At 37.6% G+C, this 22,767-nt stretch carries 21 protein-coding genes; 6 read left to right on the top strand and 15 right to left on the bottom strand.

Translation table 11 applies throughout. The annotated features are described in order from the left end of the window. Window positions 1-28: 28 nt before the first annotated feature. The 5 genes from ACK1JC_RS08560 to ACK1JC_RS08540 all read left to right on the top strand — a co-directional run bounded on the left by ACK1JC_RS08560 (window position 29) and on the right by ACK1JC_RS08540 (window position 4,339). Window positions 29-1,564 carry a circularly permuted type 2 ATP-grasp protein gene (locus tag ACK1JC_RS08560; protein ID WP_409511441.1) on the top strand — a complete coding sequence of 512 codons (1,536 nt, stop codon included), beginning with the start codon at window positions 29-31 and terminating at the stop codon, window positions 1,562-1,564. Between the two features lie 21 nt (window positions 1,565-1,585). Then, complete coding sequence (locus tag ACK1JC_RS08555) at window positions 1,586-2,194, top strand: alpha-E domain-containing protein (RefSeq protein ID WP_409511440.1); 609 nt, start codon at window positions 1,586-1,588, stop codon at window positions 2,192-2,194. Next, the gene (locus tag ACK1JC_RS08550) at window positions 2,191-2,970 is read left to right on the top strand and encodes a transglutaminase domain-containing protein (RefSeq protein WP_409511439.1); all 780 of its coding nucleotides are present in this window, start codon (window positions 2,191-2,193) and stop codon (window positions 2,968-2,970) included. The genes ACK1JC_RS08555 and ACK1JC_RS08550 overlap by 4 nt, the downstream gene beginning before the upstream one ends. Window positions 2,971-3,038: 68 nt before the next feature. Then, complete coding sequence (locus ACK1JC_RS08545; RefSeq protein ID WP_409511438.1) at window positions 3,039-3,773, top strand: peptidase; 735 nt, start codon at window positions 3,039-3,041, stop codon at window positions 3,771-3,773. Window positions 3,774-3,916: 143 nt separating this feature from the next. Next, window positions 3,917-4,339 (top strand): BLUF domain-containing protein, encoded by a 423-nt coding sequence (locus ACK1JC_RS08540; protein WP_409511437.1) that lies wholly within the window; start codon window positions 3,917-3,919, stop codon window positions 4,337-4,339. Between the two features lie 92 nt (window positions 4,340-4,431). Here ACK1JC_RS08540 and alr read toward each other — a convergent pair whose 3' ends face one another. From alr to ppsA, 15 genes are all read right to left on the bottom strand, one after another. Further along, window positions 4,432-5,505, bottom strand: coding sequence for an alanine racemase (gene alr, locus ACK1JC_RS08535; RefSeq protein ID WP_409511436.1), 1,074 nt, complete (start codon window positions 5,503-5,505; stop codon window positions 4,432-4,434). 842 nt (window positions 5,506-6,347) lie between these two features. After that, window positions 6,348-7,793, bottom strand: a complete 1,446-nt coding sequence (dnaB, locus tag ACK1JC_RS08530) for a replicative DNA helicase (RefSeq protein WP_409511435.1) — start codon at window positions 7,791-7,793, stop codon at window positions 6,348-6,350. A gap of 187 nt (window positions 7,794-7,980) precedes the next feature. After that, entirely contained in the window at window positions 7,981-8,427 is a 447-nt protein-coding gene (gene rplI / locus ACK1JC_RS08525; protein ID WP_409511434.1) for a 50S ribosomal protein L9, read from the bottom strand. A 9-nt stretch (window positions 8,428-8,436) separates the two neighbouring features. Next, on the bottom strand, window positions 8,437-8,664 hold the full coding sequence (gene rpsR, locus ACK1JC_RS08520; protein ID WP_086191057.1) for a 30S ribosomal protein S18: 228 nt from the start codon (window positions 8,662-8,664) through the stop codon (window positions 8,437-8,439). Window positions 8,665-8,676: 12 nt separating this feature from the next. Continuing rightward, the gene (gene rpsF, locus ACK1JC_RS08515; RefSeq protein ID WP_409511433.1) at window positions 8,677-9,063 is read right to left on the bottom strand and encodes a 30S ribosomal protein S6; all 387 of its coding nucleotides are present in this window, start codon (window positions 9,061-9,063) and stop codon (window positions 8,677-8,679) included. Window positions 9,064-9,232: 169 nt separating this feature from the next. Next, the gene (locus ACK1JC_RS08510) at window positions 9,233-9,964 is read right to left on the bottom strand and encodes a hypothetical protein (RefSeq protein WP_409511432.1); all 732 of its coding nucleotides are present in this window, start codon (window positions 9,962-9,964) and stop codon (window positions 9,233-9,235) included. Between the two features lie 212 nt (window positions 9,965-10,176). Then, complete coding sequence (locus ACK1JC_RS08505; protein WP_409511431.1) at window positions 10,177-10,923, bottom strand: DUF3142 domain-containing protein; 747 nt, start codon at window positions 10,921-10,923, stop codon at window positions 10,177-10,179. 7 nt (window positions 10,924-10,930) lie between these two features. Further along, entirely contained in the window at window positions 10,931-13,036 is a 2,106-nt protein-coding gene (locus ACK1JC_RS08500; RefSeq protein WP_409511430.1) for a hypothetical protein, read from the bottom strand. A gap of 167 nt (window positions 13,037-13,203) precedes the next feature. Then, window positions 13,204-14,082 carry a heme o synthase gene (cyoE, locus tag ACK1JC_RS08495; protein ID WP_409511429.1) on the bottom strand — a complete coding sequence of 293 codons (879 nt, stop codon included), beginning with the start codon at window positions 14,080-14,082 and terminating at the stop codon, window positions 13,204-13,206. Between the two features lie 10 nt (window positions 14,083-14,092). Then, window positions 14,093-14,419, bottom strand: a complete 327-nt coding sequence (cyoD, locus tag ACK1JC_RS08490; protein WP_409511469.1) for a cytochrome o ubiquinol oxidase subunit IV — start codon at window positions 14,417-14,419, stop codon at window positions 14,093-14,095. Next, on the bottom strand, window positions 14,416-15,036 hold the full coding sequence (cyoC, locus tag ACK1JC_RS08485) for a cytochrome o ubiquinol oxidase subunit III (protein ID WP_409511428.1): 621 nt from the start codon (window positions 15,034-15,036) through the stop codon (window positions 14,416-14,418). Before cyoC ends, cyoD begins: the two co-directional genes overlap by 4 nt. A gap of 4 nt (window positions 15,037-15,040) precedes the next feature. Beyond that, complete coding sequence (gene cyoB, locus ACK1JC_RS08480) at window positions 15,041-17,032, bottom strand: cytochrome o ubiquinol oxidase subunit I (protein ID WP_409511468.1); 1,992 nt, start codon at window positions 17,030-17,032, stop codon at window positions 15,041-15,043. Between the two features lie 9 nt (window positions 17,033-17,041). Beyond that, window positions 17,042-18,094 (bottom strand): ubiquinol oxidase subunit II, encoded by a 1,053-nt coding sequence (gene cyoA / locus ACK1JC_RS08475; RefSeq protein WP_409511427.1) that lies wholly within the window; start codon window positions 18,092-18,094, stop codon window positions 17,042-17,044. 304 nt (window positions 18,095-18,398) lie between these two features. Beyond that, window positions 18,399-19,178 (bottom strand): RDD family protein, encoded by a 780-nt coding sequence (locus tag ACK1JC_RS08470; protein WP_409511426.1) that lies wholly within the window; start codon window positions 19,176-19,178, stop codon window positions 18,399-18,401. Window positions 19,179-19,261: 83 nt separating this feature from the next. Further along, window positions 19,262-21,640, bottom strand: a complete 2,379-nt coding sequence (ppsA, locus tag ACK1JC_RS08465) for a phosphoenolpyruvate synthase (RefSeq protein WP_409511425.1) — start codon at window positions 21,638-21,640, stop codon at window positions 19,262-19,264. Window positions 21,641-21,791: 151 nt separating this feature from the next. Between ppsA and ACK1JC_RS08460 the strand changes: the two genes are divergently transcribed. Continuing rightward, window positions 21,792-22,628, top strand: a complete 837-nt coding sequence (locus tag ACK1JC_RS08460) for a pyruvate, water dikinase regulatory protein (protein WP_409511424.1) — start codon at window positions 21,792-21,794, stop codon at window positions 22,626-22,628. The last annotated feature ends 139 nt before the right edge of the window (window positions 22,629-22,767 follow it).

The following is a 22,767-nucleotide window of genomic DNA, read 5'->3' as shown; positions in this document are numbered from 1 at the left end:
CAATCAACAACAAAGAAACGAGGTTTGTATGCTTAAAGATAATATGAGTACAGAGTTAAACCTTGAACAATTCTTACCAGTAACGGGAAATATTTTAGGTGAGCTCAGTCATGTGAGCCACCATTCGCAACATGTACTTGGACAAATAAAATCACAATTTTTTAATGAATTAACCGATGACTTAAGCCTACCAGTGGAAACAACACAGCATTTAGAAGCGTGGTTAGCACAACATAGTTTAACGATTTTACATCAACTTAATGATAGTGCGAAAACGCATTTTCTCTATCAAGGTATTACTTTTAATGTGTATGGTGAGAGTTCAGGCATAGAGCGTACGATTCCTTTCGATCTGATTCCACGCATCATCGCTCGTAAACAATGGAACCATATTGCACAAGGCTGTACACAACGTGTCAAAGCCTTGAATTTATTTTTAGATGATATTTATCATGATAGGCATATTCTTAAAGAAGGCATCATTCCTGAGCTTCAAGTGCTGAGTCATGAGGCATATCAACCTATGATGATTGGGCATAACTTACATGGGAAGATTTATAGCCAAATTAGTGGTGTCGATATTATTCGAGATGGTAGTGGAGATTTTTATGTACTTGAGGATAATCTTCGTACGCCATCAGGTGTGTCTTACATGCTTGAAAGCCGTAAGATGAGTCAAAAACTGATGCCTGAATTGTGTGAAAAACATTTATTAGGTATTGAACATTATCCGCAATTGCTCAAATCAGTCTTGGCTGAAAATGCTCATGTTGATACACCGAATATCGTAGTGTTAACGCCAGGGCGCTATAATAGTGCATATTATGAGCATGCATTCCTTGCTCGAGAAATGGATATACCTTTGGTGACATCGCTCGATTTATTTGTTGAAAATGATAAAGTTTATATGAAAACCATTCGTGGACGTCAACAAGTTCATGTGATTTATCGCCGTTTAGATGATGCCTTCATTGACCCTTTAGCATTTAAGCCAGACAGTACATTAGGCGTTCCTGGTTTAATGTCGGCTTACTTAAAACACAATGTCGTCATTGCTAATGCACCAGGTACAGGGGTGGCAGATGATAAATCTATTTATCCTTATGTCGATAAAATGATTGAATATTATTTAAATGAAACACCTATTTTAAAAAATGTTCCAACCTATCAATGTCGTGAAGCTGAACAGCTTGATTATGTTCTCGCTAATCTTGAAAAATTGGTGGTCAAAGAAGCACAAGGTTCAGGTGGTTATGGCATGTTAGTTGGACCACAATCATCAGAACAACAAATTGCTTTGTTTCGCAGTAAATTAATAGAGACACCACAAAACTATATTGCACAACCGACCTTGGACTTATCGGTATCGCCGACTTTAACGCAAAGTGGTATTGGTGAACGTCACATTGATTTGCGTCCATTTGTACTGAGTGCACCTGACCGCACTGAAATTGTACCAGGTGGCTTAACCCGTGTGGCGATGAAGCAAGGTTCACTTGTGGTGAACTCATCGCAAGGTGGCGGGATTAAAGATACATGGGTTATTGATCCTTTACATGCCTAAATGCAGATTCAGGGGGATTTTATGATTTTACTAACTTCAAATGCACAAAATATTTTTTGGTTAGGTCGTTATTTGGCGCGTGTACAGTATGCCTGTAGTCAGTTTCCATTTAACGATGATGATCGTGCTGTGGAATATGCTCATGCATTTTATCTACCTGTTTTTGATGCAGCATCGCTCAATGTATTGCTGCAAGATGAAACGCAAGAGGCATCATTTCAACAACAATTTCAATGTGCAAAAAATAATATCCATGATTTACGTGGGGTATTATCGGCAAGCTCTTTTGCTGAGTTGAATCAATTGATTGGAGAGGCTGAACAGAACCGAACGTATATCTGCGATATTGCAGGAGATTGTCGTGAGGTGCTTGATTCGGAAGAAAATCATGAGGTTTTTTTATTTTTTAGCCTTGGACAAAAAATAGAACAGTTGGATCACCATCTACGTTTAAAGCAGCATATAGAGGTTGTAATTGTTGAATTGGACTCGTTGATTATATTGTTACAAGCATTGGGTTTTGAGCATTTAGAGCCGTATTGGAAACAGTTACAGCAAAAAATTGATGTTCAGAATTTTTATCTTTTAAGTGAACAAATACACAACATTTTTACGTTGGATCGCTTATGAAACTGATGATTAATCACCAAACACATTATCATTACTCAGAGCCTGCTTCTCGCAGTATCCAATACGTTCGCATGTCGCCACAGAGTAATCAGCACCAATATGTACACAGTTGGGATGTGAGTATTCCCGGTGTTAATGCATCGAGTAAAGATGCTTTTGACAATGTATGGATGACAAGTACGCAAGTAGAAGATTATCAACAATTGCTTATTATGGCGCAGGGCGTGGTGGAGATTAATCCTGATAATCTTTTTGGAATTGCTTCACAAGTACCTCCAAGTATTTTTTTGCAAATGACAGAAACGACTTTATGTAATGCTGAAATGCTCAATTTTGCACAAAAATATGTGCCAAATGTTAGTCTTGAGCATTTAAAAAAGCTTGCGCAAGCGGTATTACACGTGATGCCTTATCTTTCGGAAAGTACTTCGGTGACCCACAGTGCTATTCAATCATTTAATGATCGACAGGGTGTTTGTCAAGATCACAGCCATGTTTTTATTGCGATGTGTAAGGCATTGGGTGTTCCTGCACGCTATGTATCGGGCTACTTATATGTGACCGATATGATTCATTTGGCGAGCCACGCATGGGCTGAAATTTGGCTTGATGGGCACTGGCATTGTTTTGATGTCAGTAATCAATTGTTTAAGCCATCAGCGCATATTTATGTTGCTGTGGGGCGTGATTATTGGGATGTTGCACCAGTACGTGGTGTACGCACACGGGGTGGAATTGAAACAATGCACTCGATTGTTCAGGTGCTTCCCTGTTAAGATAAGCGCGATAACTTACATGTATTTCAACTACTAGAGCCATCGGAATAAAAATAAAAGGTAACAAAATGACATATTGCTGTGCACTGCGATTACAAGATGGTTTCGTTTTTATCAGCGATACAAGAACCAATGCAGGAATTGATCATATTTCTGTCTATCGTAAACTTTATACTTTTGGGGTGGAGAACGAGCGTTTTATCTGTATACAAACATCGGGAAATTTAGCGACTACACAGGCAGTGATAGGGCATCTTGAAAATCATTTGGCTTTAAAACAAGAACCGCATTTGTATAGCGTGAATACTATGTTTGAAATGGCGGAACTTGTTGGACAAACATTGAAAAAAGTAATTGCTGATGTAACGACTGATCCTATAGAGCAGAGCAATTATTTTTGCAGTATTTTGGTCGCAGGGCAGATTTCGGGTACAGAGATGCAGTTATATAATATTTATCCGCAAGGTAATTTTATTTGTGCTACCCGTGATACGCCCTATTTTCAAATTGGTGAAAGTAAATATGGGAAACCAATTTTAGATCGTGCACTGCATTATGAAATGCCCTTAGACGAGGCATTACGCTGTAGTCTAATTTCCTTTGATTCAACATTGCGCTCAAATGTATCGGTTGGAATGCCACTCGATGCCCTGATTTATACTAAAGATAGTTTAAAACAGCCTACAGGTAAGCGAATTACTGAAGATGATCAGTATTTTCAGAGTATTAGTAAGCAATGGTCGGAGACTTTGCGTAGTGGATTGCAGGAAATGCCAAAGCCAACTCCAGATTACTTTGCTTAGATTAGGATGATATGAACAGTAGTTAGATAAAAATGTACATATGTAATCTAATGAAAAACATTGCTGCTATTTCATTGAGTTGTTTTTAATTGGTTCTTAGGTTATAAAACAATCATAAAAATAAAATTGAGTGATATTAAATCATGAAATTTCAACTCTGCTATGCAAGTGAGGCAACTGCTTCAGATAAACATATTTTAAATGATTTACGTAACATCTTGAATGAAGCACGTCATTTTAATATTAAGCATAATGTGCATGGAGCTTTATTTTTTGCGGATCGTTATTTCTTCCAGTGTATTGAAGGTGAGCAGTCGATTGTTGAAAATCTAGTGGTGAAGCTGTATCGAGATTCGCGTCATATGGATATTCGTATTTTGAGTCGTAATCCAATTGAGCAGATGCATTTTAGCCAGTGGTCAATGAAATATGTCAGTCGAAATAGTCAAGTACAGCAATTTTTTCGACAAAAAGGATTTGATTATTTTGAGCCGCTTAAGCTGAATGAACAGGATTTGCCTGAGTTTTTAACACTTTTATATGATGCAAAGGCTGTTGAAGTATAAATAGTTTAAACATATAAGCAGTCTAAAATTTGAGGTTTAAGTCTTTAAATAAGAAACCAAGCATGGCTTAGCTTCTTATTTAGGAGCGAAAATTAGAGTTTTTTACGCACAGGTCGATTACTCATACGACAAAGTAACTCATAGCCAATGGTTCCATTGGCTTCTGCAACATCATCAACTAAACGGTTTTTACCCCAAAGTTCAACAATTGTACCTAAAGGGGCATTTAAACCTGTAACATCAATAGCGATCATATCCATTGCGACACGACCAATTACACGAGTTGTTTGACCATTGATGGCGACGTAGTTTTGTTTTGGAAATGCACGAGGATAGCCATCGCCATAACCAATAGAAACAATTGCAATATTCATGGCTTGTTCAGCAACAAAAGTTGAACCATAACCAACTGATTCACCTGCTTGAATTTCATTGAGCGCAATGATTTCCGCGGTAAAGGTCATCACAGGCTTGATGTCTAGATCTTGTACCGATTTATCTGTAAATGGTGATGCACCATAGAGCATAATACCTGGACGAACAAAATCAAAATTCAATTCAGGCCATTTGAAAATTGCTGCAGAATTACAGCAAGATGCCATGATTGGATCACAAGCTTCTTTCACATCTAAAAATTGATTTTTTTGTTGTTCATTTAGTGGGTGATTTTCAGCATCGGCATTGGCAAAATGCATTGCGAGAACACACGTAAAGCCATCGGCTTTTAATGTATTAATAATATTAATGATCTCGGGAAATTTAAAACCAAGACGATTCATGCCACTATTGAGTTTGACCCAAACTTTTAAGCCTTTAGCGATATAGATATCTTTGTGTGCATTTAACCAATCGAGTTGAATTTGGTGATGTACGACAATTTCAATATTTTGCTCAATGGAAATTGCCATTTCATCGGCACTGAAAACCCCTTCAATGAGAGTAATCGGTTGTTGAAAACCTAATGCACGAATTTCAAGTGCTTCTTCAAGGTGGGCGACACCAAAAGCATCGGTTTCACTTAAGGCATCTAAGCAGTCTTTAACGCCGTGCCCATAGGCATTAGCTTTGATCATACTAACAATTTTAGCTGTAGGCGCAAGTTGTTTAACGCGATTTAAGTTATATTGCAACGCTTGACTATCAATATAAACTGTTGCTTGACGCACCCGTGTTACTCCTTGGGAATGGCAAATGTAGAACGACATTTCATACAATGTCGATCATGTTAGGGGACTAAATTTTGAAAATATAAGTTTTAAATGCGCTTATGTTTCAGGCGTATATTTTAAACCGACAATATTGTAGACCTATCAAGTCTAAATGGACATGAGCATTTAAGTTTTTAATCATCTATCAGCTTTGAATCGATAAAACATATCTATTGTTGTTTTGACATCATTTGTGAACCAATTAAATTTAAATTTTTCTGTAGAATCAGAGATTTTATCAATTATTTAATTGATTATAAAAGTTGGAATAATAAAATTTAGTGGCAAGTTTTTAAATCGAATGATGTATGAGAGTTCTGTAATGAATGGTTATTTGTAGAGTAAATGAAGTTTTTCTTACACGATTCAATACAAGTACAACAGGTTTCGTAGAAGTGAATGTTTCGAAATTTGTATTTTGATTATTTTGGACAAATTTTTGCTTTGAAAAACTTAAACTTTGGGGACTCAATTTCGATTTAAACAAGATTGAGAAAACTAAATTTCATTAAAATCAATTGGTGGTTGAACTTGCATATACTTGATTGTGATACGCCTAACGACTACACATTAATGACCTTAGTAGCATTAAATTATGATATTAATCAAATCAATACTGGGTCGAGTATGTGTAGCACTTATTTTTGAATAGATAAAAAAGAAGGTGTACATGTGGAAATGAACACCTTACAGGTCTTTGAAGTATATTTATTCGGCAGGATTAAGCGTACTATTTGGAGTAATTACATAAAAAATATGCAAAGCGTCAGAGGCTTGATCAGGCATTTTAAAAAGATGAATTATTCTTCATCATCATACTGCGCATAATACTCAGGTGATAAATTACTGAAACGTGTATATTGTCCTTCAAATGCTAAACGAACAGTGCCAATAGGGCCGTTACGCTGTTTACCAATGATAATTTCTGCAGTACCAGCTTCTTTCGATTCTTTGTTATAAACTTCATCACGGTAAATAAACATAATTAAATCGGCATCCTGCTCGATGGCACCCGATTCACGTAAGTCGGACATAACTGGGCGTTTATTTGGGCGGTTCTCTAACGATCGGTTGAGCTGTGATAATGCAATTACAGGACAGCTCATTTCTTTTGCTAAAGCTTTTAAACTTCGTGAAATTTCGCCAATTTCACCTACACGGTTATCGCCCATTCCTGGAACTTTCATTAACTGAAGATAATCGACCATAATACAACCGAGTTTTCCGCCATGTTGTTTTGCAATACGGCGAGCACGAGCACGTAATTCAGTGGGTGGAAGTGCAGAAGAATCATCAATATATAAGTGTTTTTCTTGTAGTTGTAAAATTGTCCCCGTAACTTTAGACCATTCGTCCCCATCCATTTTACCTGAACGTAAATGCCCTTGATGTACGCGCCCCCAAGATGAAATTAAACGCATTGCAATGGAGTCTGCGGGCATTTCCATAGAGAAAACTAAAGCAGGCAAGTTGTTATTAAATAGCACACTTTCTACAAGATTCATGGCAAGGGTGGTTTTACCCATCGATGGACGTGCTGCAACAATAATCATGTCACCCGCTTGCATACCAGAGGTTTTGTTATCAAGTTCAACAAAGCCAGTAGTTAAACCTGTAATACTGCCTTCCATTTGTGAAAGTTCATCAAGTTTAGTGATTAAATCTGCGGTTACACTTGCAATAGGTTTTGGACCTTGTGCTTTCGCATTATTATTGTGTTGTTCTGCGATCGAGAAAATATTGGTTTCTGCTAAGTCTAAAATTTCACTGACTTCACGACCTTTAGTGTCATAGGCATTTTGCAGCATTTCATTGCCGACTTTAATCATGCTACGTAAGGTTGCAAACTCTTTGATTTTAACTGCATAAGTTTCAAGGTTATAAAAACTTGAAGGTGAGTCTGACATGAGTTGCATCAGATATTCTTCACCACCGACAGTGTCAATTAAATTCTGTTTAATGAGCCAATCATTGACTAAAACAGCATCATAAGGTGAGCTTTCTTGTGCAAGTTTTTCAATGGCACGGAAAATGTATTTATGTCGTGTTGCATAAAAATCATTTTCATTCAGTACATCACTGACTTGTTCAAATGATTCGGCAACAGTCATTAATGCGGTCAGTACAGCCTGTTCAATCGCCAAGTTATGTGGTGGCGTACGAAATTCTTTTAATGGTGCTGTGTCAGGTGACTTGGCATCATTTTTAAAAGTATTTGTAGAAGCAGGGGCGGTTGCCTGAGACATATAAGACCTTGATTTTAAATAAAGCAAAATGGCTGATAGGGGACTGCTTTATCATAAAGCAAAACTCATCCTATTTCCCAATGAAAAAATTCAATAAGCTGAAAGAAGAGGTTTTGAGTAAATTTTATATTTTTCAATTAGACAAATAAAAAAGAGCATGCAAAAGCATGCTCTTTTTTTGCAAAAATTACTCAGCTACGATAGTAACGAGAACTTCAGCAGTAACATCATGATGCAATTGGATTGCGATGTTGAATTCACCAACGTTGCGTAAAGCACCAAGTGGTAAACGTACTTCTGCGCGGTCTACAACAAGACCAGCATTTGTCAACGCGTCAGCGATGTCACGAGTACCGATTGAACCAAATAGTTTACCTTCGTCACCAGCTTTAGCAGTGATAACGATGTTAACTTCGTTCAATTGATCAGCACGTGCTTGAGCAGCAGCTAAAATATCAGCTTCAGCTTTCTCAAGTTCTGCACGACGAGCTTCAAAAGCAGCAGTATTTGATTCAGTTGCAGCAACAGCCTTACCTTGTGGGATAAGGAAGTTACGGCCGTAACCAGCTTTAACTGAAACTTTATCGCCTAGTTTACCTAGGTTTTTAATGCGTTGTAATAAGATAATATCCACAGCTCAACCTCACTTATGATTGTCAGTGTAAGGGATCAAAGACAAATAGCGAGCTTGTTTAATAGCAAGCGCTAATTGACGTTGGTAACGAGCTTTAGTACCTGTAATACGGCTAGGAACAATTTTGCCGTTTTCAGTGATGTACTGTTTTAAAGTGTCAATATCTTTATAGTCGATATACGTTACTTTCTCTGCTGTAAAACGGCAGAACTTGCGACGACGGTAAAAACGTGCCATGTTATGTTCTCCTTAAGCTTCAGCAGAGTCTTGAGCGTGTTGTGCTTCTTCACGTTGAGCTTTACGCGCACGTTTTTCTTCAGCACTTTTCGCCAATAATGACTCTTCAGTAATTGCGTTTTCACGACGGATAATTACGTTACGAAGAATAGCATCGTTGTAACGGAATAATTCTTCCAATTCATTAAGCGTAGTTTGACCACATTCAATGTTCATTAGAATGTAGTGAGCTTTATGAATTTTGTTAATTGGGTAAGCCAATTGGCGACGGCCCCAATCTTCAAGACGGTGAATTTGACCTTCAGCTTCTTTGATGTGAGAAATGTAGCGTTCTACCATTCCCACAACTTGATCGCTTTGGTCTGGGTGTACCAGAATTACGATTTCGTAGTGACGCATTGTCAGCTCCTTACGGTTTATGCAGCCCCAATCTAATAAAGATTGAAGCAAGGAGTCACAATTAAATTAACTTGAAAAGTCAATCAAATTGAGCCGCAAAATATTGCGAGGTGGTATTATAGGCATAATGTTATTGGATTACAATCTAAATTAATTTTGTTTAAATATACTATTTTGTAGTTTCTAAAACTTTTTGAACCAAATCACAATTTAATTTAAGCGGGCTGATCTCATAATCAACAATTTTTTGGCGATCTTTATGGGAAATCTGATTATCTTTTAGTTGAAAATCACTATTATGGCTATACCAACGGAAATTAGGCAAGGATTGGTATGGGTCTTCAGAAAGAAAAGTGTACTTTTGATTGATTACAACATCACGTGCTAATGATTTATAAAAACCTAGTCGAATATTTCCTTTCCATTGAATTTGATTAGCTTGTTCTTGTTGATTAAGTGGGAGCGTATTGATTTCAACACGTGCTTGATAATTCATTACTTCATAGAATAAATAAAAGGGGGCACCAGAACTTGACGAAACATATTCTTTACCATTACACATAATCCAATTGTTTAAATAACTTGTTTCTAGAGCGGTATAAACTGTTTGTTCTTGATTGGTTAATTGTTCAAAAGTGACTTGTTGGTAGTTTACAGGTGGAAAATCCCATAAATCTTCATCTCGATTGATTGTTGATACTCGATAGATATTCGATCTCAAGGCATCTTTTAATTTAGTGTGTGAAAAATTTGAAGATAAAGCTTTGGTTTTAGAAGTGATAGAATAGTCTGTAGAAGATCGTAAAGATGGACTATTAGGATTTAACGCTTTTTGAGTGGGTTGAGGATTAGAAGTACATCCTTGTAATAAAAGGGTTAAGCAGACTACTTTTTTTAGCATATAAAATTCCAGTAAAAGTCAAAAACTACATCTAAATAATATAAATTCCGTATTGTTCAGATAATGTTGGATTGTGCCTAAATTTTTTCAAACTTTGTTTTAAAATATAAGAATAGCTTACGATTTCCAGCCTTGTTTTTTCAATTTTTGCCTGCAGCGCTAGTCATTTATGAAATGTTAATGAACCTTATATAAATAAAGAATTTAAAAACTTACTCCCTCAACAAAAACACCACATAACCTTTAAAATTTGGATCATTTTTAAAACTCAATGGTCTGTTCCAGTCACCATGCTGAACAAGTCCAATTTTATAAGGTAGGTTGAGTTTAGTTACTTTTTTTAAATAGTTTTGATAATTCGGAATTGTTTTTGAACCCTGATAGGTTTGAATTGCGAGCTCATCAATACTATTTCGAAGTAACCTAAGCGTTTCAGTATCTTGAATATTTGTCCAATCCAATAATCCTGTGACACTGAGTTGATACTGTTTAGGAAGTTGTAGTCTAATATTTTGCAAAAATAATGCATACTCTTTGAGGTTTTTAGTTTTTGCATCAAAGTCGATTTGAATCCCGATAATTTTATTATCCTTATTTTCCCATTGATGAACACGCTTTAAAATTTTATCCAATTCATGATCTTGCCAATTGAGATGATGATTACGGAAAACAAGCCAAACTTTTTGATGTGGCACTCTTAGAACAGCAACGCCTTGAGGAATTAAAATCGATTTTTTCGTGTTTCGTTCTATTTTGACTTCACCTTGTAGCACATAAATTTCTTTAGCTTTGGCTAAATAAGGGGCAGAAGAAATATCACCCCAAATCCAAAAAGCATCATAATGATTGGCGTCTATAATATTTGTTGATGTAGCATTCTCTGCTGCCGATTGACTTGGGTTACAAGCCATCAAACCGAAAGCAAACATAAAAATAAGTATTAAATAATGAAAGCGCATTGGAAAATTACCAATAATACTTCAATGACTTCGCCCAACTTGAGTTTGGGTAGTCTCGTTTCAGTTGATCAAACCATTGTTTTCGAGTGTTTTTAGGAACGTCTGCATCGCCACAATCATTCGTACCATTGGGTGAGTAACACATGACAGAACGATATAGAGCATAGGCTTTTAAGTCGCCATTGGGTTCATTTTGAATGATATTTTTATAGGCCGTTCCACGAGCAAAAGGCGTACCCTTAAAATTGGTTTGATTGTTTTCAGTCTGCCACGAATAATAATAGTCACCATAACGTGAATGACGCATATATTCACCTAAACATACATTCAACAATGCATTTTTCGGTGATTGTACAAGTTGTTTAGACAGTGTGATTAAATCGGGGCATTTAAGTTGCGGTGTAATATTTGAGCCTTGCCAAATAAAATCAGAAAATGGAGGTTGTTCTTTGAGTGCATCATTGGATTCATAAGATTTATATTGATTCGCATCTTTAGGTAAATACTTAATATTTTGATTAAATAGAGCAAAATTTTGCACATTTAAAGATTTAGATAATAAGGTATAAATCGCAGTATTCTTTTGATTTTGTGTACTTATGCTCGACTGAATAATTGTTTGTAACGACTTTTCATTGGCAAAGTCGTGGATAAAATTCTTTTGCAAAATTGCTTGGCTTATTTGTGGATTTTTACCAATAAATGCTTGAGTATTTTGGCTTTGATTGAAGTGATTCGCTAAAGCTGTTTCAAGTAGGGCTTTGGTATTACCATTATTCGCATGTTGGTAAAGTTGTAACCAATGCTGCTGGGCTTGCGCTTTATTTTGTTTTTCTAAAATTTGCCCAATTAAAAATTGTTGACTCAATTGCAAAGCGCTGTTGTTCTGTGTAGCAGCTTTCGGTAAATAAGATAAAGCGTCTTGGTTCTTTCCTTGAACATAAAATAAATGAGCAGCTTGTAGATATTGGAATAACTCAGGTTGTGTTTTAAAGAACGCTTTTTGGCTATTCAATTGTGTCCATGTAATCGGTTTATAGTTTTCATCACCTGTTTTACGCATTTGCATTAGGTTATAGGTAGTCAATAAAAAAGGTTCATTGAGTAATTTAGGATTAAAATTTTTTGAGCGAAAAACCCGTCGATCCAATTCTGCAGGTAGTTGATCCATTTCTAAATTATATAAAGGAGATTCAGGGTGATTGATTTGCCATACAATTTCATTGACTAATAAATCTTGTCGATCTGTTAACCATAAACCACGACGCATCAAACCACGGGCGCTTGCGACATATTGCCCTTTTGGATACAGCTTTGAATATTCGGTAATGTTGTTAAAAAAGTTTTTAACGGAAACATGATTAATTTTATCAGGGTTGATATCGCCATATTGATCTTGTGCAGAAGCAAAAGCAGTATTGAGTTCTGTTCGAATAAGCATATATTGCGCTGTTTCTTTAAGCCAAGGGTCTTCAACTTGGCTTAATGCTGTATAAATTTTAGAAGCTGCGGAAAAGTTAGTATTGTAAAACAAAATACTACCATTCAAGTACGAGGCATATTGGCGTGTTGTTACTGACCAATTTGGGTTTACTGAAATAAGCCCAATAGATTTTTCACAATCGATGAGTTTTGAGCGGGCATCAATTAGTAATTGTTTTTCAGCTATTGGAATATTTTTATTGGCTTTGACTTGATTAGTAAAACTTTGTTGTCCTTGTTGTAAGGAAATACAACGCTCCTCATAACTAACTTTATCTTGATCGGGTTTAAAGGGTTTACGTTTATTATTAACTTTATTCTCGGTAATAGTGGGGAATAAGCTCACATCAAAAGGTACGCTACCATATTGGGCTGACCAAAGGTTTAAATCGGGCTTTAATGTTTTAATTCGTGCCAAGCCTAGATCGCTCAGCAAAAGTGTCATATTGGTTTTATTGTCATTACCAGGTATTAAAACGGGTAAATTACTACAGGCATTATAATCTGATCCATCTAGACTAAAATCAGGTGAACAGTATTCATCTGAACCTGCATAGCTTTGTTGTGTGATAAAAAGTGTTGTGGGAATGAAAGCAATAAAAATAGATTGATATAGTGTTGTTATGTTCATGAATCGTTATTTATAAGTAAGGAATGCATTAAATCATAACAATTAATTCGAAGAATAAGGATGGCAAAAATAAAAAAATAATGTAATTTTAAGATGGATTCTTGAGAGCGATTTTAAAATTGCAGATTAAAGCTAGGGAAGAAAAGATAGAGAGAACTCTATCCTTTCTAAAACAGGGGTAAATGTGGTGCGGGAGAATTTGTGCTAAAACTAAAACTAAAACTTAAAACCGTAATTAAAATTACTGAATATAAGAAATAGCGTTTTGCCCAAATTTGATCATTTTCAGCTTTAAAACCAATGATCGATAGATACACCCAATATGCACACATAGCATTGAAGATGATCACGAAGAAAATATTGGTATAGCCAAAACAATACAAACCATTTAAAACCAATGCAAACAAAATCACGTAAATCAGGCTTTCGACCTTAGTACGAACAATTGAGCGTGCAACAGGTAAAATAGGAATTCCAGCATTTTTATAGTCATCAAAACGATAAATTGCGATACCCCATGAATGTGGCATTTGCCAAAATGCATATGCTAAAAAAATCAGCAATGCAGCAACGTCAAATTCATTTGATACAGCGGTGTATCCAATAACAGGAGGGCTTGCGCCAGAAATACTACCAATCACCGTTTGGTGAATGCTGGTACGTTTGCTCCATAAACTATAAAAAATTACATAAACCACAAAACCAAGTACAGCAAAACCAAAGGCATATGCGTTAACAAAAAACCATAATAGAGCAAAACCCGATAGACCTAAAACTGCTGAGAAAATTAAAGCAACAGTTGGACTGATGGTTTTTTTAACCAATGCACGGTTCATTGTCCGTTGCATTTTATGGTCAATGTCTTGATCGATGACGTTATTGACAACACAACCTGAGGCAACAACAAGTGTTGTACCAAGTAGGGTGATGAATAGGAGAAGGAAATCTACTGAGCCCTGAGCGGCTAAAAAGAAGCCGCCCAGAGTGGTAACAAAGTTACCAAAGAGAATTCCTGGCTTAGTCAGGAATAAATACTTTTTAAACATGCCGATCAGTTTAGATCATCATGTTTGAATGTAAGTAGTTCATAATCCACACAGAACCAATAAGCAATACAGCAATGGTTAAAATTGTGTAGACAAAAGCAATCACATTCCAACGTTGTTCAGATGACGAGTTCATGTGCAAGAAGAAAACCAACTGTACAAGAACCTGAGCAACCGCTGTAATTGCAATGGTTGCAACTACAGCGCCACCTGTCATACCGCTCATCACCATCCCAAACGGGATGATGGTAAGGATAACAGACAGGATGAACCCGATAGAGTATTGCTTAATATTGCCGTGCGAAGCATCTGCAGTATTATGGTCATGACTCATTATAGTGCTCCCAGTAAGTAAACTACGCTGAATACACAGATCCAAACGATGTCAAGGAAGTGCCAGAACAAGCTTAAACAAGCAAGGCGACGAGTATTTGGAAGTGTCAAACCATTTTTCTTGATTTGATACATCAATACAAGCATCCACACTAGACCAGAAGTTACGTGAATACCGTGTGTTCCTACAAGTGTAAAGAACGAAGATAAAAACGCACTATGACTAGGGCCGTGACCAGCGTGAACTAAATGATTGAATTCATAAAGTTCCATGCCGATGAATGTTGCACCGAATACCCATGTAATTGCCAACCACATTAAAACTTGGCTAACATTTTTCTTGTATGAAGCAAGTACCGCGAAACCAAAGGTCACAGAAGAAATAAGGAGAGCAAAAGTTTCGACAAGTACGAAACCTAAGGTATCACCAAATAATTCTTTAGGACTAGGGGTGCCCGGCGGAATATGACTGCTTAATACAGCGAACGCGATGAAGAGTGTACCGAATAAAATCAAGTCACTCATCAAGTAGGTCCAAAAACCAAAGACGGTGATGTCTGTATCATCGTGATGATGATGCTCGTCGTGTCCGTGGTTATCGTGATGAAGTACTTCAGTCATGTCCTTAGTCCTTCTTCAAGTGTTTTTCAAGTAAAGCGTAACGTTCGTTTTCGATACGTTCAACTTCAGCAGCAGGGACGTAGTAATCCACTTTTTTCGTGAATGAACTTACGATGAAGCTGATGATCGCACCAAGGAAGCAAACAGCAGCTAACCACCAAATGTGCCAAATCAATGCAAAGCCCATAGCCGTAATGAACATTGCAATCACGAAACCTGCAGCACGGTCAGTCGGCATATGAATATCTTCATATGAATCAGGACGTGCATATGCTACACCATTTTCTTTGTCAGTCCAGAAAGTATCAATACCATTGATTTTTGGAAGATGAGCAAAGTTATAGAATGGAGCAGGTGACGAAGTCGCCCATTCAAGTACACGACCATCCCATGGATCGCCAGTGTGGTCCATGTTGTCGTGACGTTGTAAGAAACCAACGATGACTTGCATTAGGAAACATGCGATACCAATAGCAACTAGTACAGCACCAAACAATGCAATCGCGATATACGGATCCCATTCAGGGTTATCATATGTATTCAAGCGACGAGTCATACCCATGAAACCAAGGATATAAAGTGGCATGAATGCAAAATAGAAACCGAAGAACCAGAACCAGAATGATGCTTTGCCCCAAGTTTCATTTAACTTCCAACCAAACATTTTTGGCCAGTAGAAAGTGATACCTGCGAACATACCAAATACCACACCACCAATAATTACGTTATGGAAATGGGCAATAAGGAACAATGAGTTATGTACCAAGAAGTCCGCTGGTGGAACTGCCATCAATACACCTGTTAAACCACCGATACCAAAAGTCACAAGGAAGCCAAGTGTCCAGTACATTGGTGATGTAAAGGTAATACGACCCTTATACATAGTGAATAACCAAGAGAAGATTTTCACACCAGTTGGGATCGCGATGATCATAGTCATGATACCGAAGAACGCGTTAACGTTGGCACCAGAACCCATTGTAAAGAAGTGATGTAGCCATACTACGAACGCAAGTACTGTGATCGCAATAGTCGCATATACCATTGATTTGTAACCAAACAATGTTTTGCGAGAGAAAGTAGAAACGATTTCCGAATACAAACCAAAAGCTGGAAGAATCAGAATATATACTTCTGGGTGACCCCAAGTCCAAATCAAGTTCACATACAGCATTGGGCTACCGCCAAGCTCGTTTGTGAAGAAGTGGAAACCGAAGTAACGGTCAAGCGTTAACATTGCAATAGTTGCAGTTAATACTGGGAATGATGCGATGATCAATACAGCTGTACAAAGTGCAGTCCATGTAAAGATCGGCATATCCATAAGACCCATGCCAGGCGCACGCATTTTAATGATGGTAACAAAGAAGTTAACACCAGTAAGAAGTGTACCTAGACCTGAAACTTGGAGTGCCCAAATATAGTAGTCAACACCAACACCAGGAGAATACTGAATACCAGATAGAGGCGGGTAAGCCATCCAACCTGTTGCAGCGAATTCACCTAATACAAGTGAAACCATCATCAAACCTGCAGCACCAGCAAATAACCAGAAGCTTAAAGAGTTTAATAATGGGAATGCTACGTCACGTGCACCAATTTGAAGAGGTACAGTGATGTTCATCATACCTACAACAAGACCCATTGCTACGAAGAAGATCATAATTACGCCATGCGCAGTAAAGATCTGGTCGTAATGGTCAGGATGTAAGTAACCTTCACCACCACCTTTTGCAAGGAAGAGTTGAAGACGCATCATGATCGCATCTGCGAAACCACGCAACAGCATGACTACAGATACAACGATATACATAATACCAATTTTTTTATGGTCTACAGATTTAAACCATACATTCCAAAGGTAGCCCCATTTTTTGAAATAGGTAATACCACCGAGTAAAGCAATTGCACCTAAAGCCATGATTACCATGGTAACAAGTACAAGAGGCTCTTTAGGGATTGAATCCCAATTGAGTTTACCCAATAACAGAGTCATGCTCATATCTTATTCCCCTACAGAAGCAGATGCATGTTCAGCACTTGCATGTTCAGCACTTGCATGATTTGCACCATGGTAGTTGCTCATGTAAGTCTTAATAATGTCGTTGAACAAGTTAGGCTCAACTGAAGAATAATAAGTCACAGGATGAGGCTTAGTAGGGAATGGACCTTTACGTTCAGCTTCGTGTGCAGCTTTAATTTCTTCTGGTGTATGAGCATTGTTGACCATTGCTTCAATTTGGTGCTTAGAACGATCACCATCTTTCAGAGATGCGAATTCTGCTTTATCCAACATAGGTTTTTGGATTGCATCAGCATTTACTGAAGTACCATTGCCAGCTTTAACAGCATCAACCCAAGTATTGAATTCAGCGTCAGTTACCGCATGCGCACGGAAACGCATTTGTGTAAAGCCATAACCACTATAGTTTGAAGAGAAACCACGGTAACCTTCAGCTGGGCTATGTTCATCAGCAATAATATGAAGCTGAGTTTGCATGCCTGCCATTGCATAAATCTGACCAGCTAACTGTGGAATGAAGAATGAGTTCATTGTGAAGTTAGATGTGATTTTGAAATTAACAGGTGTAGCAACTGGGAAGCGTACTTCGTTTACTGTCGCAATTTCTTGTTCAGGATAAACGAAAATCCATTTGAACTGTTCAGCAATAACCTGAATAGTTAATGGTGCTTTTTCTGATTCTAGCGGACGATATGGGTCATATTTGTGCGAACCATACCATGTGATATAAGCAAGAATACCAATAATAATACATGGAATGCCCCATACTACAATTTCAATTGCAGTTGAGTGCGCCCAAGTAGGTTTATAGTCTGCATCTTTATTTGACGCGCGATATTTCCAACCAAACCACAATGCCATAATGATCGAAGGAATTACGACCAATAACATTAAGTAAATTGCAGTCATCATTAGGTCACTTTGACCTGCTGCAACTGAACCTTTAGAGTTTAGAAGTACCATATCACCACCACACCCTGTTAAAAGTGCAGTCAGCGTTGATAAAGACAATACAGCTAAAATTGTTTGTCTCATTTTACAACCTCGGTGAAGAGTCCCATTCCCTATATAAATATGGGATAGCGATTAAAGTGTCGCATGATTAAAAATGCCCATTATTAACAAATAGTAATCATTCTCAATAATGTGACACCGCTACGTTGTAGGGCATTATGCCTCATATCGTCAAACTTAGCTATAGATAAGGGGGGAATATGTTGTGTGAAAAATACCTGATATGTTTAGTCGGAAATGTAGCTAAAACAAAAAGATAAACTATTATTTTTTCATTGCTTAGAGTTAAAAAATGGCGGAAATCCGCCATTTTATTATTTAGAAGTTATTTGGAAATTTCTATGACTCGGGTTTTTGCAATTCGATCGTGTAGCGCAATATTTCCTTTACTAAAGAACATCACTAAGTCAACGATAAAGATAATTGCGAGTAATGGCATAAATGCAACCATTTGTGAAAGCACAATAAATAAGAATGAGCGAACAAAAAAACCACGTAATGAGCCAGGTGGAAGAAGCGTTGTATTATCTACAATTTGAAGATTAAACAACTTCTTACCGATACTTTGCCCTGATTTTTTAATCATGGTGCTTTGAACTAGAAGTAAAATGAATACAAAAGCGAGCATCGCCATATGTGCTGAAACAGGAATGCTCTCATTGAGTATTTCCACAACTTTCATCTGATTTTCCATAGATGCACCAGATTCAGCAATTTTTTTGGCTTCATCAGGCATGTAATACATCATGACCATCAGTTGCGGTAAGAAAAATAATGCAAGGTCAGTCACTTTTGCAGAAATGCGCTTACCTACAGGTGCAGCTTGAACATTGTTTGGTGTAATTGGTGTTTTTTGAGTCGTTATGTTTTGATCAAGATTATTTTCAAAAGGTGTATTATTGAACGTTGGATTTACTATTTGTTGTCCGACAGGTTCATATTTCAATTGACCTTGCGTCAATTCACCTAAAGCTTTCCATTCAGTCATGCCTTGATGCCAAACCAAATCAGTCAATAAAACTTGTTGGCTGCTGAGCATCTGATTGAGTTGCTCTAGTGAATATGGACCGGCTTGTTGATTATTGCGTGCCAAGTAAATTTGCATAAAACTTAAATCTCAAAAAAAACAAAAAACAATATTGAAAAAAAAAAAGACCCACAAGTGTGGGTCTTTTTTAACACAGTTTATTAAGCTTGTTGAGCTTTTTCTTCAGAAAGGAAGAACCAAGTGTCTAAAACAGAATCTGGATTAAGTGAAACAGACTCGATACCTTGTTCCATTAACCAAAATGCAAGATCAGGATGATCCGAAGGTCCTTGACCACAAATACCGATATATTTACCAGCTTTACGACAAGCATGAATCGCCATAGAAAGAAGCACTTTCACCGCTGCATCACGTTCGTCAAAAAGGTGAGATACAATACCAGAGTCACGATCTAGACCAAGTGTTAACTGAGTTAAGTCGTTAGAACCGATAGAGAAACCGTCAAAGTGTTCAAGGAATTGTTCAGCCAATAATGCATTGGTTGGTAATTCACACATCATGATCACTTTAAGACCATTTTCACCACGTTTTAAACCATTTGCGGCAAGAAGCTCAATTACACGCTTCGCTTCATTTACTGTACGAACAAATGGAATCATGATCTGGATGTTTGTAAGACCCATTTCATCACGTGCTTTTTTCAATGCACGGCATTCAAGCTCAAAACAGTCGCGGAAGTTGTCAGATACATAACGACTTGCACCACGGAAGCCCAACATTGGGTTTTCTTCTTCAGGCTCGTATAGCTTACCACCGATCAAGTTTGCATATTCGTTTGACTTAAAGTCAGACATACGAACGATTACAGGCTTGTCTGCAAATGCTGAAGCAAGTGTGGAAATACCTTCAACCAATTTCTCAACATAGAATTCGATTGGAGAAGAGTAGCCTGCAGTACGTGCCATAACAGCTGCACGTGTTTCACGTGGTAAGCTTTCAATGTTCAATAATGCTTTTGGATGCACACCAATCATACGGTTGATGATAAATTCTAAACGTGCAAGACCAATACCTTCATTTGGAATTTGCGCGAAGTCAAATGCACGGTCAGGGTTACCCACGTTCATCATGATTTTGAACGGAAGAGCTGGCATAGATTCAATTGAGTTACGTTGAATTTCGAAATCCAAAGCACCTTCATAAATAAAGCCAGTGTCGCCTTCAGCACAAGATACAGTCACTTCTTGACCATCTACAAGAACTTCAGTTGCATTACCACAACCGACAATTGCAGGTACACCAAGCTCACGTGCAATAATTGCTGCGTGACAAGTACGACCACCGCGGTTTGTGACGATTGCTGCAGCACGTTTCATTACTGGTTCCCAGTCTGGGTCAGTCATGTCAGATACAAGAACATCACCTGGTTGTACTTTGTCCATTTCTTTGATTGAAGAAACGATACGAACTTTACCAGAACCAATGCGTTGACCGATTGAACGACCTTCACACAGAACAGTACCTTTTTGTTTAAGCAGGTAACGTTCCATTGTGCCGACATTTTCACGGCTTTTTACAGTTTCAGGACGTGCCTGAACGATGTAAATTTGACCGTCATCACCGTCTTTTGCCCATTCAATATCCATAGGCGCTTGGTAATGTTCTTCAATGATTAACGCTTGTTTAGCTAATTCTTGAAGTTCTAAGTCATTTAAAGCAAATTGTTGGCGTTCAGCTTTTTCAACATCTACGACAACAACTGATTTACCTGTAGTGCCTTCTTCACCATAAATCATTTTTTGGTGTTTAGAGCCAAGGTTACGACGAATAACTGCATGTTTACCATTGCGAAGAAGTGGTTTAGAAACATAGAATTCGTCAGGGTTAACCGCACCTTGAACAACCATTTCACCCAAACCGTAAGATGCAGTAATGAATACCGCTTCACGGAAACCAGATTCTGTATCAAGTGTAAACATTACACCAGCAGCGCCAGTTTCTGAGCGAACCATACGCTGAATACCCGCAGATAATGCAACGATGTCATGGTCAAAATTTTGGTGTACGCGGTAAGCAATTGCACGGTCATTATAAAGTGAAGCAAATACTTCTTTAATCGCAATTAAAATATTGTCGATACCGCGAATGTTTAGGAAAGTTTCTTGTTGACCCGCAAATGAAGCATCTGGCAAGTCTTCAGCAGTTGCAGAAGAACGTACAGCAACAGCAACGTCAGGGTTGCCTTTTGAAAGTTCAGCGAACGCATCACGAACTTCTTTTTCTAAGCTTGCTGTAAGTGGGGTATCAACAATCCATTGACGAATTTTAGCGCCAGTTTCTGCAAGAGCGTTAACATCATCAACATTCAATTGTTTTAATTCAGCTGAAATTTTAGCATTTAAACCGCTTTGCTCAAGGAATTCACGATAGGCAGCAGCAGTGGTTGCAAAACCACCTGGTACTGATACGCCAGCATTTGCTAAATGGCTGATCATTTCACCAAGTGATGAGTTTTTACCACCCACGAGTTCTACGTCGTGTTTCCCGAGTTTTTCCAGACCGATTACGCGTGCTTCCAAAGTTGTTACTCCACTTTTGCAGTATTCACTATCTTGGTATCAAATTATAACAAAAAAAACCGCTTTTTGATTCAACCAAGCGATAGTCATGTAAGATGACGTTACTATAAAGATTATACAGTGCGATGACAAATGTTTGAGGAGAATTTTAATGTCGGGAAGTAACCAAATAAAGAGAAGCGTTTTTTTTATTTCTGATGGTACAGCTATTACCGCTGAAACACTGGGTCACTCTTTGTTGGCACAGTTTCCACATGTGAAATTTGACATTCATATTATCCCTTATATTACGAGTGAAGAGGCGGCCATGAATGTGGTCGAAGAGATCAACAAACGGGCGGAAATAGATGGTGAACAACCCTTAGTTTTCGATACTTTAGTTGACCCTTACGCACGAGATATTATAAATACTGCAAATGCTGTAAATCTTGATGTATTTGAAGGGCTTATCAGTAAACTATCAGATGTTCTAGGAACTGCGCCTACAACTTTAGTCGGACAGACCCATGCTGTGACCGATTCTGAGTCGTATAAAGCACGTATTGATGCTGTACATTTTGCTTTAGATAATGATGATGGTGCACGTACACGACACTACGATAAAGCTGATTTAATCCTGATTGGCGTGTCACGTTCAGGTAAAACACCGACCTCTATTTATCTATCATTACAGTTTGGAATTCGTGTAGCGAACTATCCACTTACAGAAGAAGATTTGGATGATAATCGTTTACCTGCGGTCTTAAAAGAGCATAAACACAAGCTTTTTGGTTTGATGATTGATGCAGAACGCTTGGTTGCAATTCGCTCTGAACGAAAGGCAAATAGTCGTTATGCGAGCTTTAGTCAGTGCCAAATGGAGTTGCGTGCGGTAGAGGGAATTTATATTTCGGAAGGAATAAAACATCTCAATGTTTCTGAAATGTCTATTGAAGAAATCTCAACTCGTGTGTTGCAAATGACAGGTTTAAAACGTCGAATTGGATAATATTTGTACACTTTTAAGGGTTTTGTAAGATCCTAGTTTGAGCGTTAATAATTCTTCGTATTTTTATATATTTCGAAAAAAAGCTGAACATCTGTTCGGCTTTTTTTGTGTGAAGTTGTGATTATTTAAGGTGACTAAA

It is taken from the genome of Acinetobacter sp. TY2 (genome assembly GCF_046269225.1).
Taxonomy (GTDB): Bacteria; Pseudomonadota; Gammaproteobacteria; order Pseudomonadales; family Moraxellaceae; genus Acinetobacter.
Note: the sequence above shows the minus strand (reverse complement) of the source record. Positions and strands in the feature narration are given on the sequence as shown.

Coding starts and splice junctions, on each gene's coding strand:
- ACK1JC_RS08560 (WP_409511441.1), top strand. CDS start 29: ATGCTTAAAGATAATATGAGTACAGAGTTAAACCTTGAACAATTCTTA.
- ACK1JC_RS08555 (WP_409511440.1), top strand. CDS start 1,586: ATGATTTTACTAACTTCAAATGCACAAAATATTTTTTGGTTAGGTCGT.
- ACK1JC_RS08550 (WP_409511439.1), top strand. CDS start 2,191: ATGAAACTGATGATTAATCACCAAACACATTATCATTACTCAGAGCCT.
- ACK1JC_RS08545 (WP_409511438.1), top strand. CDS start 3,039: ATGACATATTGCTGTGCACTGCGATTACAAGATGGTTTCGTTTTTATC.
- ACK1JC_RS08540 (WP_409511437.1), top strand. CDS start 3,917: ATGAAATTTCAACTCTGCTATGCAAGTGAGGCAACTGCTTCAGATAAA.
- dnaB (WP_409511435.1), bottom strand. CDS start 7,793: ATGTCTCAGGCAACCGCCCCTGCTTCTACAAATACTTTTAAAAATGAT.
- rpsR (WP_086191057.1), bottom strand. CDS start 8,664: ATGGCACGTTTTTACCGTCGTCGCAAGTTCTGCCGTTTTACAGCAGAG.
- rpsF (WP_409511433.1), bottom strand. CDS start 9,063: ATGCGTCACTACGAAATCGTAATTCTGGTACACCCAGACCAAAGCGAT.
- ACK1JC_RS08510 (WP_409511432.1), bottom strand. CDS start 9,964: ATGCTAAAAAAAGTAGTCTGCTTAACCCTTTTATTACAAGGATGTACT.
- ACK1JC_RS08505 (WP_409511431.1), bottom strand. CDS start 10,923: ATGCGCTTTCATTATTTAATACTTATTTTTATGTTTGCTTTCGGTTTG.
- ACK1JC_RS08500 (WP_409511430.1), bottom strand. CDS start 13,036: ATGAACATAACAACACTATATCAATCTATTTTTATTGCTTTCATTCCC.
- cyoE (WP_409511429.1), bottom strand. CDS start 14,082: ATGTTTAAAAAGTATTTATTCCTGACTAAGCCAGGAATTCTCTTTGGT.
- cyoC (WP_409511428.1), bottom strand. CDS start 15,036: ATGACTGAAGTACTTCATCACGATAACCACGGACACGACGAGCATCAT.
- cyoB (WP_409511468.1), bottom strand. CDS start 17,032: ATGACTCTGTTATTGGGTAAACTCAATTGGGATTCAATCCCTAAAGAG.
- cyoA (WP_409511427.1), bottom strand. CDS start 18,094: ATGAGACAAACAATTTTAGCTGTATTGTCTTTATCAACGCTGACTGCA.
- ACK1JC_RS08470 (WP_409511426.1), bottom strand. CDS start 19,178: ATGCAAATTTACTTGGCACGCAATAATCAACAAGCCGGTCCATATTCA.
- ACK1JC_RS08460 (WP_409511424.1), top strand. CDS start 21,792: ATGTCGGGAAGTAACCAAATAAAGAGAAGCGTTTTTTTTATTTCTGAT.